This is a genomic window from Acidobacteriota bacterium (genome assembly GCA_030697165.1).
Classification (GTDB): domain Bacteria; phylum Acidobacteriota; class Vicinamibacteria; order Vicinamibacterales; family UBA2999; genus 12-FULL-67-14b.
Window position 1 is genome coordinate 69,003 of sequence record JAUYQQ010000019.1, and the last position, 14,189, is coordinate 83,191.

At 66.1% G+C, this 14,189-nt stretch carries 15 protein-coding genes and 1 tRNA gene; 9 read left to right on the forward strand and 7 right to left on the reverse strand.

All coding sequences use genetic code 11. The features are described 5' to 3' along the window. Positions 1 to 372, reverse strand: coding sequence for a DoxX family protein (locus Q8T13_17775; protein ID MDP3719614.1), 372 nt, complete (start codon positions 370 to 372; stop codon positions 1 to 3). A gap of 60 nt (positions 373 to 432) precedes the next feature. Here Q8T13_17775 and Q8T13_17780 point away from each other — a divergent pair, with 60 nt between their 5' ends. Beyond that, the gene (locus tag Q8T13_17780; GenBank protein ID MDP3719615.1) at positions 433 to 777 is read left to right on the forward strand and encodes a DoxX family protein; all 345 of its coding nucleotides are present in this window, start codon (positions 433 to 435) and stop codon (positions 775 to 777) included. Here the strand turns inward: Q8T13_17780 and Q8T13_17785 are convergent, their stop codons facing one another. Then, positions 778 to 1,215, reverse strand: a complete 438-nt coding sequence (locus Q8T13_17785) for a hypothetical protein (GenBank protein MDP3719616.1) — start codon at positions 1,213 to 1,215, stop codon at positions 778 to 780. Positions 1,216 to 1,362: 147 nt separating this feature from the next. On the opposite strand from Q8T13_17785, the gene Q8T13_17790 reads away from it, so the two are divergent. Both Q8T13_17790 and Q8T13_17795 read left to right on the forward strand, forming a co-directional pair. Beyond that, complete coding sequence (locus Q8T13_17790) at positions 1,363 to 1,545, forward strand: hypothetical protein (GenBank protein ID MDP3719617.1); 183 nt, start codon at positions 1,363 to 1,365, stop codon at positions 1,543 to 1,545. A gap of 3 nt (positions 1,546 to 1,548) precedes the next feature. Next, positions 1,549 to 1,698, forward strand: a complete 150-nt coding sequence (locus tag Q8T13_17795; protein MDP3719618.1) for a hypothetical protein — start codon at positions 1,549 to 1,551, stop codon at positions 1,696 to 1,698. A gap of 6 nt (positions 1,699 to 1,704) precedes the next feature. On the opposite strand, the gene Q8T13_17800 is transcribed toward Q8T13_17795, so the two are convergent. Continuing rightward, on the reverse strand, positions 1,705 to 1,911 hold the full coding sequence (locus Q8T13_17800; GenBank protein ID MDP3719619.1) for a cold shock domain-containing protein: 207 nt from the start codon (positions 1,909 to 1,911) through the stop codon (positions 1,705 to 1,707). A 43-nt stretch (positions 1,912 to 1,954) separates the two neighbouring features. Beyond that, a tRNA-Met gene (locus Q8T13_17805) sits at positions 1,955 to 2,031 on the reverse strand. Positions 2,032 to 2,135: 104 nt separating this feature from the next. Between Q8T13_17805 and Q8T13_17810 the strand changes: the two genes are divergently transcribed. Continuing rightward, the gene (locus Q8T13_17810) at positions 2,136 to 2,675 is read left to right on the forward strand and encodes an SRPBCC family protein (GenBank protein MDP3719620.1); all 540 of its coding nucleotides are present in this window, start codon (positions 2,136 to 2,138) and stop codon (positions 2,673 to 2,675) included. Between the two features lie 9 nt (positions 2,676 to 2,684). On the opposite strand, the gene Q8T13_17815 is transcribed toward Q8T13_17810, so the two are convergent. The 3 genes from Q8T13_17815 to msrP form a co-directional block, all read right to left on the reverse strand. After that, the gene (locus Q8T13_17815) at positions 2,685 to 4,244 is read right to left on the reverse strand and encodes a hypothetical protein (GenBank protein MDP3719621.1); all 1,560 of its coding nucleotides are present in this window, start codon (positions 4,242 to 4,244) and stop codon (positions 2,685 to 2,687) included. Between the two features lie 124 nt (positions 4,245 to 4,368). Continuing rightward, positions 4,369 to 5,001 (reverse strand): protein-methionine-sulfoxide reductase heme-binding subunit MsrQ, encoded by a 633-nt coding sequence (locus Q8T13_17820; protein ID MDP3719622.1) that lies wholly within the window; start codon positions 4,999 to 5,001, stop codon positions 4,369 to 4,371. A 46-nt stretch (positions 5,002 to 5,047) separates the two neighbouring features. Continuing rightward, positions 5,048 to 6,019 carry a protein-methionine-sulfoxide reductase catalytic subunit MsrP gene (gene msrP / locus Q8T13_17825; protein MDP3719623.1) on the reverse strand — a complete coding sequence of 324 codons (972 nt, stop codon included), beginning with the start codon at positions 6,017 to 6,019 and terminating at the stop codon, positions 5,048 to 5,050. Positions 6,020 to 6,155: 136 nt separating this feature from the next. Here msrP and Q8T13_17830 point away from each other — a divergent pair, with 136 nt between their 5' ends. From Q8T13_17830 to Q8T13_17850, 5 genes are all read left to right on the forward strand, one after another. Beyond that, a complete protein-coding gene (locus tag Q8T13_17830) occupies positions 6,156 to 6,794 on the forward strand; it encodes a HAMP domain-containing sensor histidine kinase (protein ID MDP3719624.1) in 639 nt (212 codons plus the stop codon). A 73-nt stretch (positions 6,795 to 6,867) separates the two neighbouring features. Beyond that, entirely contained in the window at positions 6,868 to 7,590 is a 723-nt protein-coding gene (locus tag Q8T13_17835) for a DUF1175 family protein (GenBank protein MDP3719625.1), read from the forward strand. Next, positions 7,587 to 12,356, forward strand: coding sequence for an MG2 domain-containing protein (locus Q8T13_17840; protein MDP3719626.1), 4,770 nt, complete (start codon positions 7,587 to 7,589; stop codon positions 12,354 to 12,356). Before Q8T13_17835 ends, Q8T13_17840 begins: the two co-directional genes overlap by 4 nt. Then, complete coding sequence (locus tag Q8T13_17845; GenBank protein MDP3719627.1) at positions 12,353 to 13,081, forward strand: hypothetical protein; 729 nt, start codon at positions 12,353 to 12,355, stop codon at positions 13,079 to 13,081. The genes Q8T13_17840 and Q8T13_17845 overlap by 4 nt, the downstream gene beginning before the upstream one ends. Further along, positions 13,048 to 14,172 (forward strand): PilT/PilU family type 4a pilus ATPase, encoded by a 1,125-nt coding sequence (locus tag Q8T13_17850; protein MDP3719628.1) that lies wholly within the window; start codon positions 13,048 to 13,050, stop codon positions 14,170 to 14,172. Before Q8T13_17845 ends, Q8T13_17850 begins: the two co-directional genes overlap by 34 nt. Positions 14,173 to 14,189 lie beyond the last annotated feature (17 nt).

Consider the following 14,189-nt stretch of genomic DNA (forward strand, 5'->3'; position numbering starts at 1 on the left):
TTAGCGCAAGGCGACGATCGTCACACTCATCACGAGCATCAGCGCAGCGGGGAGCGACTTCATCAGCGGGTCGCCGACCTTGAGGTGCATGGCCAGGGCGCCAATCATGAGCGCGGCGACCAGCGCCGCGGCCTCCCGGACTGGAAGCGCCAGCCAGACGCCGGCAATCAGGACGATGGCAGCGGTGATTTTTAGCGCGCCCACGACGTAGAAAGCGAAACCGGGAAGGCCGTAGGCCGCAAACTCGCTCTGCAGGGTCTGCGCGGCGCCGCCGCGATACGATGTGGAGGAGCGTCCGCGCACCAGCCAGACATTCAGCAGTCCGAGCCCGACAACGATTTGCAGCACACTCGACAATGACAACCAATCCATAATGGGTTCCTCCGTGAAACTGACAACTGTCCGGCGTCGCTGGCTAGAAGTGGACGCGTGGTGACGAGCGCTTGTTATGCCTCGATCTTCGTGTCGTCCGCCGTGTTCCTGTTCTACGGCATCGCGTGCCTGTGCCTCGACGGAATGAAGCGTGACTTCGAGCGCTTCGGCCTCAGTCGCCTTCGTATCGTCACGGGCACACTCGAGGTGCTCGGTGCACTGGGTCTGATTGTCGGCCTGTTCTGGCCGCCCCTCGTGGTGCTCAGTTCTGGCGGTCTCGCCTTGATGATGCTGCTAGGCATCGCCACTCGCATCCGCGTGCTCGACTCACTCGCTCAAACCCTGCCAGCCCTGGTCCTGATGTGCCTCAACCTGTTCATCGCCTGGTGCTCGTTGACCCACTGATCAGCGCGGGGGCACCATGAGCGCCAACGCTATCACGCCACGCGCCGACCAGGCGCCGGTTCGCACCCAGTTCGTGCTCACCAGCCAGCTCTGAACGGCGGCGTCGAATCCGCGCTCGAGCCGACGGTGCGCCGGCACCTGCCAGAGCCAGGTGCTGGTCCAGACGATCGCCAGCAATCCCAGCCCGCACCAGGCGAGCACGCCGCCAAGATACCAGACAATCGCGCTGGCGCTTCCGAGTTCGACGAGCATCGGCAGCCCCACCACCCAACCGGTTCGCCGGGCGTGATGACGCTCATATTCAGGGAAGGAGGCCTCGCCGACGCGCGCGAATAGTGGGTAGTGCACCACCTGCACAAACCAGATCACCCCCACCATGAAGAGCGTGACTGCGGCGTGGGCCAGCAGCAGCCACTCGACGGGACCTGGCACAGTCATGACTAATTCACTGGTTTTCCGGTCACTTTTGCCACCCGCGGTATGACGCCGCTGTAGGTCGCGACGGTTCAACAGTATGCTTGAATCGCGCGCCTTGCATCATGGGTCTAACAGGAGGCGGGTCGCTTTCAGGTAAAGGGCTAGGGCATGTTCAAGATTCAAGATTTCATGATTCTCGGCGCGGCGTTCATCTCATTCTTGTTTTCCATCTCCCTGTGGTTTGGGACTTTTTGGCCGCCAAATCGAGAGGCAGGCATCTTCGTCGGCCTGTGGGTTCCTTCGATTCTTGCAGCCGGCGTCTACATCCAGCTGCGCGCGACGAGGCGATAAGCCATGGACCTCTGGATTTTCACCATCGGTGTTGGGACCTTCGGCCTCTTCATAGGGGGGCTGACCTTTACGATCAAGGAATTCCGGCAGATGAAGCCGGGAGACAGCGACGGCATGCGCGAGAAACTGACGGCGCGCGAATACAAGCCGTAGTGTGTGTTAGGTCGTGGTTCGCCGGACGTTCGTGGCCCGAGGCCCTTTCGGACCGTCCTCACTGAGATCGAACTCGACCCCATCGCCCTCGCGCAGGTTGTCGATGCCCTCACCGTAGATGGCGCTGGAGTGAAAGAACACCTCTTTACCGGTCGTATCCCGGATAAAGCCGAATCCCTTGTCTGCTCGCAGCGTCTTGATCGTTCCGGTCATTGGCTTGGCTTCAGTTCGAGCTTGGCTTCAGTTTGCTTAAAGTTGGTTGCGGGGGGGGGATTTGAACCCCCGACCTTTGGGTTATGAGCCCAACGAGCTACCGGACTGCTCCACCCCGCGACAAGGAAGAGACTGATACTAACACATCGGCCTGAAAGTGCCAATTATCGTGTAGTCTTCCCCGCGGAGGATCGATGCGAATACTCGCTCATACCGTCGCAGCTGTGGCACTGGTAACCGCCCTTCCCTTGACCGCCGCCGCCCAGGCACCGGCGGCCGCCGCACCACCCGCCAACCCCAACGCGAACATCGTCGTCGACAACCCGACCTACATTTCCATCCCGCTCGAGATTGCCATCGACCGCCCCGCCGCCGAGGTGTGGAAGCGCATCGGCAAGTACTGCGACATCGCCGAGTGGCTGCAGATCCCGTCGGGCTGCAAGATGCTCTCTGGGGTCGAGGGTGAGGTCGGTTCGGTGCGTTCAGTCGCCAACGAAGTGCTCGTCGGCAAGACCGAGTTCTCGTACACCTACACGCAGACGGTGCGCGCGGGACGGCCTTACAACCTCTACCACGGCACGCTCGAAGTCCGTCCGGTCACGCCGAAGACGTCGCGCCTCTATTACACGCTGATCTACGACAACTCGATGTTGCCCGACGATGCGGCACGGGAGAAGGACAAGGCGTCGCGCACCGCCGTCTTCACCCGCGCGATCCAGAACATCAAGACGCTGGCCGAAGGCGGCACGCTGCCGCCCCGCTAGGCCGCACGCCTAGCGGGCAAACGTGAACGTCTCGACCAGGTGCTGGAAGACGCTCAAGTATTTCTCGTAGATCGGCGCGGGGCCGGAGTAGCTGATCAAGTAGTAGTACGCGCCGTGGTCCAGCACCAGCTGCGTGTGCGCAAAGGGCATCGCGACGCCGGTGGAGTTCTTGGCCGTGTACGTCGCGACGAAGAATGGCGCCTCCTGCCCCGCCACCTGCAGCAGGTCGTGTGACTTGATCACGCCGTTGGGCGCACCCTCGATCTGCTCAACGAGGCTCTGCGCCTGGGCCGTCGCCGACGAGCCCTTGTTCGCTGCCTTGGTCACGAACTGCAAGACCACCGACAACTCGTATGCGTCCGTGCCCTTGGGGCCTTCGACGACGTAGTCCTTGACGGCATTGACCCGGTAGGTCCAGGTGGCAGGGATCTCGTACGCGAAGCCGAACTTGTCGTCGCGCATGACCTTCATGCCGGCTTGCGAGCCAGCTGATTTTGGAGCGGCGGCGGTGGTGCCGGCACGAGCAGTCTTGGTGGCGCGAAGTGTCGACCCCACCATCTCGAAAGCCCCAGCGTATTGGTCGAAAAGGGTCGCCGGTCCGGCATAGGTCAGCACCACCAGGTGGCCGTCGTGTTCGACGACCGCGGCCACCTGCCGGAACCCGATCGTCCGCTTCGACGAGTCCTGCCCCTTGTAGTCGACCACCACCGCCCGCGCCGGCCGCCCTTCTTCGGTCTGCCTCAGTCCCGGCTCGGTGAGGTCGGCCTCGGGCAAGTCAGCCAGCGCCCCTCGGACACTCGACGCGAGGCCTTCAAGGGTGTGCTCCCGCTTGTCGTAGAACGACAGGCGAATGGTCATTTCGTAAGGCTCGGTCCCCGGCTTACCTTCAATCGTCAAGACCTCGCCCGTGCGCCGCGCCACCCAGCCCTCGGGCATCTCACCGGTGTACGCCGGCGATTCGAAGGTGAACGTCGTCCGGCCGGTGACGCCGGGCGTGGCGCCCCTGGTGGGCTTGCTCGGCGCTCCAGGACCCCGAGCCGTCGCCGCACCGTAGGTGAGGCTGCCCCAGATGACGTCGAAGCCGTCGTTCAGGCGCTCGAAGTACGCCTGCGGCGCCGAGTACTGGCCGATCACCACGTAGTCGGGAAACTCGACGAACGCGAAGACCGCGCGCCACCGCGTCATGGCGCCGACGCTCGTCTTGTGCGACCACGAGCCGGGGAGAATCAGGACCTCGCGGCCGCCCTGGGCCCGTTGCGATTCCACCGGCGCCCAGAGAATTCCATCGAGCTTGGCATTGGCGCGCTGGATGTCTGCGAGATAGTCCTCAATGGCCCACTCGGGCTGTTGAACCATGGGGGCGACCCGAATCCAGACCGACGCTTCGGCTTCGGCCGTACCGGCCGGCGCATGGAAGGTGGTGAGCTGAGCGGTCTGTTTCTTGGTCACCCAACCGTCGGGCATCTGCCCCGAAAACGGCGCGGGTGCCAGTGAGTACTGGGTCGACTTGGCGGCCGCGGATAACGGCATCGACACCAGGGCGAGCAACAGGAGTACAGCGAGCGGCATACGACCTCCCGCTGCAGATTCGAAGCATAAGCCGCGCCACCGGAACCGTCCCATTTCGGCCATACGCGCCGGCCAACGCTGCGGGTAATCTCACAGCGCCGTCAAAAATTCCCACCCGGTGGGGCTATTGGGCTCGACTCGAGGTCGATTCGATCGAGACGCCGGCGGGGCGGTACTTGCGCCACAGACGGACGCCAAGCAGGATCGCTACGCCGATGCCGTAGTAAATGGGATAGGTAGCGTCGAGCTTCACCTTCCAGAAGTAATGCAGCACCGCGGCCAGCGCGGTGATGTAGATCAACCGGTGCAGCAGGTTCCACTTCCTGCCGCCCATGCGGCGAATCCAGCCGGTGGTCGAGGTGAGCGCCAGCGGAATCATCAACACGAACGCGGTGAACCCGGCCGTGATGTACGGCCGTTTCACCACATCATCCCACAGCCCGGTGAACTGCAGCTGGTGGTCGAGAATGAAGTAAGTCAGGAAGTGCAGCGTGCCGTAGAAGAACGCGAACAGGCCGATCACGCGACGGTAGTTGATCAGCTGATTGAGGCCGGTGGCCCACCGCAGCGGCGTGATCGCCAGCCCGATCACGATCAGGCGCAGCGTCCAGATGCCGGTGCTGTTGGTGATGGTCTCGACGGGATTGGCGCCGAGCTCACCCTGGAAGCCGTTGTAGATCAACAGCGCGGCGGGCGCCAGGCAGGCGAGCCAGGCGGCGGGCTTGAAGACCCGTCGCCGCCATTGTGTTTGAGTCACGAAACGGGATCGACTCCCGGATCCCGACTCCCGGCTCCCGGCTGCATCAGTAGTTCTTGCGGAGGTCCATCCCCGCGTAGAGGGATGCGACCTGGTCACCATAGCCGTTGAACATCAGCGTCTTGCGGCGGAAGAACTCGCCCAGCCGCCGCTCGCTGCCCTGCGTCCAGCGCGGGTGGTCGACCTGCGGGTTGACGTTGGCGTAGAAGCCGTACTCCGCGGACTGCTGCTGCTTCCACGTGTTGAGCGGTTCGTTCTCGACGAAGCGCACGCGGACTATCGACTTGATGCTCTTGAAGCCGTACTTCCACGGCACCACCAGGCGGATCGGCGCGCCGTTCTGGTTGGGCAACACTTCGCCGTAGAGCCCCAGGCCGAGCAGCGTGAGCGGATGCATCGCCTCGTCCACGCGCAGGCCCTCGACGTAGGGCCAGTTGAGCGCCGGCGCGGTCTGCCCCGGCATCTGCCTGGGGTCCACCAGCGTCCTGAACTCGACGTACTTCGCCTTCGACGTCGGCTCGAAGCGCTTGAGGAACTCGCTCAGCGGATAGCCGACCCATGGCACGACCATGGACCACGCCTCGACGCAGCGCAGACGGTAGATGCGCTCTTCGAGCGGCGCGTACTTCAGGATGTCTTCGATGTGGTAAGTGCCGGGCTTGGCGCACTGCCCTTCCACCACCACGCTCCACGGCTTGGGCTTGAGCGTGTGCGCGTACTTGGCCGGGTCGCCCTTGTCGAGGCCGAACTCGTAGAAGTTGTTGTAGGTGGTGACGTCCTTGTACGAGTTGAGCTTCTCGTCGGTGCTGAACGGGCTCTTCTTGAGGTTGGTCAGCTTCTGCGCCGACGGGTTCTGGGCCATTGCGGTGGGCGTCCCCGTGAACACCGGGCCCAGGCCGTTGGTGGCGACGGCCACGGCCGTGCTGCCGGCCACGGCGAGAAATTCGCGGCGCCGCAGGAAGGTTTCCTTTGGGGTCACGTCGGATTCGCGCAGGTCTGCAGCCTTCTTGATCAACATAGAAATCTCTCCGGGCGCACTGAAGTGCGCCCCTACTCACTTCCCGCCGATGATACCGCACCGGTTCCAGATTAAGACGCCGCGCAAGGGTCGGGGGTTTCGGACGGGTCGTGTGGGATTATGAACCTGAGACCCCATGGCCGAATCTGCCCTGCCCACCTTGCTGTCGCTGGCCTCCCACGAGCTGCGCGGGCCGACCGGTGTCGTGCGCGGCTACCTCCGGCTGCTGGAACAGGACGCCTCGCTCGGCGAGCGGCCGCGCCGCGTCATGGTCGAGATGACCCGCGCCACCGAACGGCTGGCCGCGCTGCTCGACGAGCTGACGGAGCTGGCCCACCTCAAGGATGGCCGCATCAAGCTGGCCCTGAAGCGCACGTCCCTGCGGTCGGTGCTGAACCAGGCGGTGCAGGCGGTGGAGTTGCCCGATCACTTTGAGACCGACCTCGACGTGGTAGCGCCGGCCGATGTCCGCCTGCGACTGGACGAGACCCGCATGCGCGTGGTGTTCTGCACCCTGATCGCGACCCTCGCGCGGGTGCAGTCCGGCGCGTCGAGCTTCGACCTGCGCCTCGTCAAGGGGCGGACCACCACGCAGGTGGTGGTGCAGCCGCGGACGCTCGGCCGCGGCACCCTCGCAGAACGGCCGGTGGACATCAGCCGCGGCGGCACCGGCCTGCAACTCCCAATCGCCGACGCCGTCGTCCAGGCCCACGGCGGCCGCCTGCGCGAGCGCTGGCTGGCGGGCAAGTTCGCGGGCTTCGTCGTCAAGCTGTAAGGACAGAGTCGGGAGTCGGGAGTCGGGAGTCGGGAGTCGGAATATACTGGCTCATTCTCCCCAGAGGACCACCGTGTCGGCTTCCAAAACCATCGTTGTACTCGCGGTCCTGCTCGCGTCGGTCGCCGGTTCCGGGGCCAAAGCGCAAGTGCGGCTTGCCGATGAATCGGATCGCGCCGCGTTCCGGTCGTGGTTCGTGTTGCTGGCCGACGCGCAGTTCGAGCGCAACACGCCGGACGTCGCCGACTGTGCCGCCCTGATTCGCCACGCCTATCGCGAAGCCATGCGGGCGCACACGCCCGAGTGGGTGCGCCGCGCGGCGCTCCCGTTTACGCCGCAGTATGCGGAGGTGCGGTCGGCGCCAAAGCCTGATGCCCACGGGTGGCCTCTCTTCCGGGTCACCGACGGCGCCAACGCGCAGTACGCGGAGTTTGCCGACGCGAAGACGTTGATCGCCCTGAACACGCGCCCGCTCGGCCGCGACACCAGGGCCCTGCGCCCCGGCGACTTAATCTACTTCCGCCAACCAGCACAGAAGGTGCCCGACCATCTGATGGTGTTTGTCGGGCGCTCTGAGTTCGAAGCCGAAGGCGATGACTGGGTCGTGTACCACACCGGCCCGACCGATGCTGAGCCCGGCGACCCTTCGACAAGCTCAGGGTCGCCCCGAGCGAAGTCGAGGGGCGAAGTGCGCAAGGTAAGGCTCAGCACGCTCGAACAACACCCGTCCACGCGCTGGCGGCCCCTCGCGTCGAACCCGCGGTTCATCGGCGTCTATCGATTGGCAGTGCTATGAAGCTGGCCCGCTCGCTCGTCCTTCTCACGCTTCTCACTTCTCTCTTCGTACTTCTGGCCTCTCACTTCGCGCCGGCGTGGGCGCAGGCCGAGAACGAAGACCGCCCGGCATTCTCGCTCTCGACGAGCGAGGTCTTCACGACCAAGGATGCGCCGAACTTCTACCTGACGTTCCGCCGCGTGCCGCAGCTCGACTTCCGGGTTTACAAAGTCCACGATCCGTTCGCGTTCTTTGCCGGCCTCCGCGATCCCCATCAGCTCGGGAGCGGTGATGTCGAGGTGCAACAGGAACGGACGTGGATTGAGCGGCTCGCCGACTGGAAGCGCGGCCAGCGCCAGTCGGTGCAGCGCTTCGCGCGTGGCCAGGTCAGCCAGCCGTACCGCGCCGCACGACGGGCCGCGACCGACCAGGCGGTCGTCGCCCAGCGCGTCGTCTTGAACGCCAACACCTTTGCGCAGGTGCCGCTGCTCAACCCCGACCAGGTCGTCACCACGTGGCGGGAGTTGCTGCCCAACCACCGCGACCCCGAGGTCCGCCGCGTCCCGGTCGATCTGCGCCAACCCGGCATCTACGTGGTCGAAGCCGTCCACGACCTGCTGCGCGCCTACACCATCGTGATCGTGTCGGACGTCGGCCTGGTCACCAAGACCTCGCCGGGCCAGATGCTGTTCTTCGCCGCCGACCGCTTCACCGGCGAACCGGTCGCCGATTGCGCGGTACGCGTGCTCGTGTCGCAGAAGACAGTGGCCGAGGGCCGCACTTCGGTCGATGGCCTGTTCGAGGCCGTGTTGCCCGAGCAGCAGATGGAGAACGTGGTCGGCGTCGCGCACTGCGGCGACCAGATGGCGGCGACCGACCCTGGCTCGTGGTCCCTGCAGGAGCCGGCCCGCGAGCTGGTTGGCTACCTTTACACCGACAAGCCGATCTATCGCCCCGGCCATACCGTTCACCTGAAGGGGATCCTGCGCTGGCGCCATCACGACGCGCTGGCGAAGTTCGACCGTCCCGAAGTTGAAGTGGTGGCCTCGGATCCGAATGACAAGGTGATCTTTCGGCAGCAGGTCAGGGTGGATGCATTCGGCGCAGTGCTGGCGAACTTCGCGGTTCCGCCGACGGCCGCGCTCGGCAGCTACGCGCTGCGTGTGCAAAGCGGCGACCTCCAGACCTCGGGCGGCTTCGAAGTGCAGGAGTACCGCAAGCCGGAGTTCGAAGTCACCGTGACGCCGGCCGCACGGTTCGTGCGCCAGGGCGAAGATGCGGTCATCTCGATCCAGGCCAGGTACTACTTTGGCCAGCCGGTCGCCAACGGCCAACTCCGATGGGTCCTCAACCAGCAGCCCTACTACTCGCCCCTGCGATGGGACGATGGCTTCGAGGGCGGCCAAAGCAGTTATTGGTACGGCGACAACCAGACAGCGCAGGGCACCGTGCGGCTGGATGCCGACGGCAAGGCGCAGGTGCGCGTGCCCCTGGGTGTGGACGAGAACGGCCGCGACTTCAGCGCCCGCATCGACGCCCTGGTCACCGACGCCGCCAACCGCGAGGTGTCGGGCAACACCGTGGTGCACGCCACTTTTGGATCGTTCCTGGTCGCCGCGCAGACCACCAACGCGGTGTTCCAAGCCGGCAACACCGTCGCCATCACGATTCGCGCGGTTGACTACACCGGCGCCGCGCAGGCCAACGTCCCGGTCAGCGTCGTGCTCGAGAAGCTCACCTATCGCGCCGGCTACTACAGCGAACCCGAGGTGAATCAGATCAGCCAGAACGGCGTGACGACGGATGCGAGCGGACTCGCGACCGGCCGCGTGACGTTGCCGCAACAGACCGGTAGCTTTCGCGTCCGCGTGACCGCGCCAAGCGGCGACCGCACGGTTCAAGACGATGTGTGGCTGTGGGTGCCGGGACCGAGTGATACCAGCGACGATAGCAGCGAGCGATATCTCGAGTTGCTGGCCGATCGGCGGTCGTACCAACCAGGTGAGTCGGCACGCCTGATTATCCGGGGCGAGACGATCACCGGCCCCGTGCTGGTGACGAAGGAAGGCCAGCACGTATCGTGGTTCCGGCTGCTGCGAGCGACGGCCACCGAGGCCATCGAGGTGCCGATCGACGAGGGCGACGTCGGTGACGTGTTCGTGAGCATTGCGTTCTTGCGCGACGGGCGATTGAACCGTGCCGAACGCCGCCTCGGCGTGCCAGCCACCTCGCGCACGTTGACCGTGTCGCTGACCGCCGACCAGGCCGTGTCGAGGCCGCGTGAGCCCGGCGCCTTCTCGGTGCTGGTCACGGACCAGGCCGGCCAGCCGGTGCGGGCCCAGGTCAGCCTCGCGGTGATCGACGAAGCGGTGTACGGCGTAAAGGCCGACGATACGCCCGATCCCATTCGTCACTTCTACCGTCGCGAGTACTCACGCGTGAACACCATGTTCTCCCGCGAGTACTACTTCACCGGCTATTCAGGCCGCGATCGCCTGCAACTGGCGCGCCGCGGACGTCGTCCGTTCACGCTGGCCGACTTCAAGGGCGACAAGGAAGTGCAACCCGAGGTGCGCAAGGACTTCCCCGACGCCATCTACTGGGTGGGCGACCTGGTCACCGACGCCCAGGGGCGCGGCCGCATTGCGGTGAACTATCCGGATGCGCTCACAACCTGGCGCCTGACCGCCCGTGCCATTACCGACGACACGAAGGCCGGTGTGGCCGTCGCGCGCACCACCACGACCAAGGACCTGATCGTCCGCGCGATCACGCCGCGCTTCCTCACCGAGGGCGACGAGGTGGTGATCCCGACCATGGTGCACAACTACCGTGCCGACACGCAGACCGCGAGTGTGTCTCTCCAGGCCTCCGGCCTGGAGAGCATGGCGTCGCCTGGTTCCACGTCCTCGCCGCTGGTCAGCGGCGGTGAGCGGCGTGACGACTGGCGCTATGCCGCGAAGGCCGTCGGCACCGCCACCGTCACGGCGACGGCGACGACCGCCCACGACACCGACGCGGTCGAACTGCCGCTACCGGTGTTGCCGTTTGGCATCCATCGCGAGGTCGGCACGGCCGGCTCGATTGTTGGCGCCGGCGAGGCCACCACGGTCGTCACCGTGCCCGATGGCGCCAACCCCGTCTCGCGCACCGTGTCGATCGCCCTGGCGCCGTCGCTCGCCGGGTCAATGCTGGGCGCGCTGGATTTCCTGACCGGCTATCCCTACGGCTGCACCGAGCAGACGGTCTCGAGCTTCCTGCCCAACCTGCTGGTGACCAAGGCGCTCACCGAGTTGAAGCTGGCGCCGACCGAGCGGCTGTCGGCGCTCGATCGACAGGTTTCGTCCGGCCTTCAGCGCCTGGCCGACTACCAGCATGACGATGGCGGGTGGGGGTGGTGGAAGACGGATGGCAACCACCCGTTCATGACTGCATACGCGCTGTGGGCGATGGACGAGGCTCGCCGCGCGGGCGTGAGGGTGCAGGATTACCGCATCAATAACGGCGCCCGCGCCCTGGCGCGGCTGTATGCGGAGTACCCGCGCGTCGAGCCCGACCTGAAGGTCTACGAGGCGTACGTGCTGCAGCGGGCGGCCGGGGGCGAGACCGAGATCTCCTGGTACGCCGACGGCACCGAACACCATTACACCCATGCGGCGGCCCGCGATGAGTTGTGGGAGGCGCGCAGCCGCATGAGCGCCTACGGTCGCGCCCTGCTGTTGCTGCTGCTCGACGAGATCAAGGACCCGCGCGGCAACGAGCTGGCGCAGGCACTGGCCGGCGAGGCGCAGACGCGCGGCGACGTGTCGTGGTGGGCGGTGGCCAACGACCCACTGCTGTTCGACGCGGCCGAGACCAGCATCGAAGCCACCGCCTTCGCGGTGCAGGCGCTGGCCCGCCGCGATCCCCGCAACCCGCTGGTCGAGCGCGCGGTCCGCTGGATGATGCTGAACCGGACGGCCGGCTTCTGGTCCACCACCAAGCAGACGGCCATGGCCATCTACGGCCTGCTGGCGTTCATGCAGGCCCGTGGCGAAGCGGCGCAGCCGTTCTCGGTGGAAGTGTTCGTCAACGGCGCCAACGTGGGCCGGCGCACATTCTCGGCCGCGGCCATGACCGCGCCGGATCCCCAGGTGATTACCGTGCCCGCTAATGCCGGGGCTAATCAGGTGCGGCTGGTGAAGCGCGATCCGCCTTCGCCATCGGCTTCCGACTCCGCCAAGGCGGCGTCGGACAAGTCGGCGGGACAAGCGGCGCTGTATTGGTCGGCGTCCGCCAACTACTACGACACCACCGCCGCTGGCGCGCGCGCGGGCAGCCGCCAACTCGCGATCACCCGCCAGTACGCCGTGCTCGCGCCCGTCACGGTCAAAGGCCGTATCGTCTATCGCGAACAGCCGTTCACCGGCACGGCGAAGCCAGGCGACGTACTGACTGTCCGGCTCACCGTCGCCGGATCGCCCGAGTGGCGATATCTCGCCATCGAGGATCCGCTGCCGGCCGGCGTGGAGGCGATTCAAGACACGACCGCCTACCCTCTCGAACGCGACGCGCCCGAGCAGTGGTGGTACGGATCGCGTGTGGAGTACCGCGACTCGCGCACGGTGTTCTTCCAGGAGACCTTCGACCGTGGCCGCTACGAGTACAGCTACCTCGTGAAGGTGATCGCACCGGGCCAATTCCGCGCGATTCCGGCGCAGGTGTCGCCCATGTATGTGCCCGGCGTGCACGCCTCGAGCGAGCCCCAGACCTTTATCGTGACGGCTCCGGAAGGGGGCGCGCGATGAGGCTCGTGACGATCACCTTGTGGATCCTCATGGGCGCGGCCTTGACCGGCGGCGTCTACTGGTCGTTCCTGATCACGCCCGAATCCACCATCTGGAGCCTGGCCGCTTCGGCGCTGTTGTTACTCGCCGCGGGCTTCCTGCTGGCCCTGACCGTCAGCGGCGCCCTGCTCGGGTGGCAACGCGGCGTGTCGTCCAGCCTCATTCGTGCCGCGGCCGCGGGTGTCCCGGCCAGCATTCCTGCCGCGCTCATCGCCGGCCTGATCTGGTGGCTCGCCGGCGCCGCCACCGACCGCGTCACCATCAACAGCGGACCGATCAACGCATGGTTCATCGCCGCGCTCGGTTGGGACGATGTGTCGTGGTTGTTTACGGGGCTCGCCTGGCTGGCGATGTGGCTCAAGTGGGTGGTCGCGCCGATGTTGGCGCTGGCGCTAATGGCGGCCATCCTGACCGGCGGCTGGCGGGAGATGGCGGGCGCGGCGTGGCTCAAGCGCGCCCTCGCCCCCCTGCCGCTCGCCACGGCGACGCTGCTGTTTGTCGCGTTGGTCGCCGCGCCCTGGATCTACCTGGCGCCTTGGCGGCCAGCCGGGCTGCCCGCCACCTCGGTCGAACTCGCGTTCGTGATCGGCAAGCTGGCCGTGACGGCGTGGTTGATGGCGGTGGGAGTCGCGCTTATCATCCGTCAAGCCACATGGACGATCTCGACGCACTCATCGGCGAACTGAACGCAACTGTCGCCGGCGAGACGCCGCTGCTCGAGGGCTCGAGCCGCGTCGAAGACTGGCTGGCCGAGGTCATTCGCCGCAAGGGCAGTGACCTGTTGCTGGTTGCCGGGCGTGGGCCGGCGGTTCGCATCGACGGGCTGCTGTCGCCGGTCGCCGACCTGGTGCTCGACGGCGACGACATTGCGGCCGCGATTACCCCACTGTTGCCGCCCCACGCGGCCCGCCAGTTTCGCGACACCGGCATCGCCGATGCGTCGCTGCGGTTGCCGGACCTGGGGCGCTTCCGCGTCAACCTCCATCACGAACGCGGCCGGGCCGCCGCCGCGATCCGGGTGCTGCCGAGCCGCGTGCCGTCGCTGGACGAGCTGAACCTGCCACCCGAGGTCGAGCAGTTGTCGCGACTAGGCCGCGGACTGGTCCTGATCGGCGGCGCCACCGGCTCGGGCAAGACCACGACGCTGGCGGCGCTGGTCGATGCTATCAACCGGCGCGAAGCCCGCCACATCATCACCGTCGAAGATCCGATCGAGTACGAGCATGCCCACCAGGCGGGACTGGTGGAACAGGTGGAGGTCGGCATCGACGCGCCTGACTTCCCAACGGCCCTCCGTGCCGCAGTGCGGCAGGCACCCGACATCCTGGTGATTGGCGAGATGCGCGACCACGAGTCCATGCGCATTGCCCTCAGCGCGGCCGAAACCGGCCATCTGGTCTTCAGTAGCCTCCACACGACTGACGTCGCCGCCTCGGTCGGTCGCATTTGCGATTCGTTCCCGAACGAGCGGCACAACACCATTCGCCAGGAGTTGTCGCTGGCGCTGTCGGCGGTGTTGATCCAGACGTTGATTCCGCGGACCGGGGGCGGCCGGGTGCCGGCGGTCGAGTTGCTGATGGTCAGCTTCGGCGCTCGCCAGCACATTCGGAAGGACACGCTGCAGCACCTGCACCAGGAGATCACGATGACCCGCAAGGCCGGCTCGATTACGCGGGAAGAATCCCTGGCGCGCCTCGTGAGATCGGGCGCGATTAGCCGCGCGGAAGCGATCGGCCGGTCGGGCCATGTCGATGAACTAGAGGGCCTGCTGCGATAAAGCACCCTGGCACCCTG

Excerpts from the sequence above, each read along its gene's own strand:
- Q8T13_17775 (MDP3719614.1), bottom strand. The coding sequence starts at position 372 with ATGGATTGGTTGTCATTGTCGAGTGTGCTGCAAATCGTTGTCGGGCTC.
- Q8T13_17785 (MDP3719616.1), bottom strand. The coding sequence starts at position 1,215 with ATGACTGTGCCAGGTCCCGTCGAGTGGCTGCTGCTGGCCCACGCCGCA.
- Q8T13_17790 (MDP3719617.1), top strand. The coding sequence starts at position 1,363 with ATGTTCAAGATTCAAGATTTCATGATTCTCGGCGCGGCGTTCATCTCA.
- Q8T13_17795 (MDP3719618.1), top strand. The coding sequence starts at position 1,549 with ATGGACCTCTGGATTTTCACCATCGGTGTTGGGACCTTCGGCCTCTTC.
- Q8T13_17800 (MDP3719619.1), bottom strand. The coding sequence starts at position 1,911 with ATGACCGGAACGATCAAGACGCTGCGAGCAGACAAGGGATTCGGCTTT.
- Q8T13_17815 (MDP3719621.1), bottom strand. The coding sequence starts at position 4,244 with ATGCCGCTCGCTGTACTCCTGTTGCTCGCCCTGGTGTCGATGCCGTTA.
- msrP (MDP3719623.1), bottom strand. The coding sequence starts at position 6,019 with ATGTTGATCAAGAAGGCTGCAGACCTGCGCGAATCCGACGTGACCCCA.
- Q8T13_17830 (MDP3719624.1), top strand. The coding sequence starts at position 6,156 with ATGGCCGAATCTGCCCTGCCCACCTTGCTGTCGCTGGCCTCCCACGAG.
- Q8T13_17840 (MDP3719626.1), top strand. The coding sequence starts at position 7,587 with ATGAAGCTGGCCCGCTCGCTCGTCCTTCTCACGCTTCTCACTTCTCTC.
- Q8T13_17845 (MDP3719627.1), top strand. The coding sequence starts at position 12,353 with ATGAGGCTCGTGACGATCACCTTGTGGATCCTCATGGGCGCGGCCTTG.
- Q8T13_17850 (MDP3719628.1), top strand. The coding sequence starts at position 13,048 with ATGGACGATCTCGACGCACTCATCGGCGAACTGAACGCAACTGTCGCC.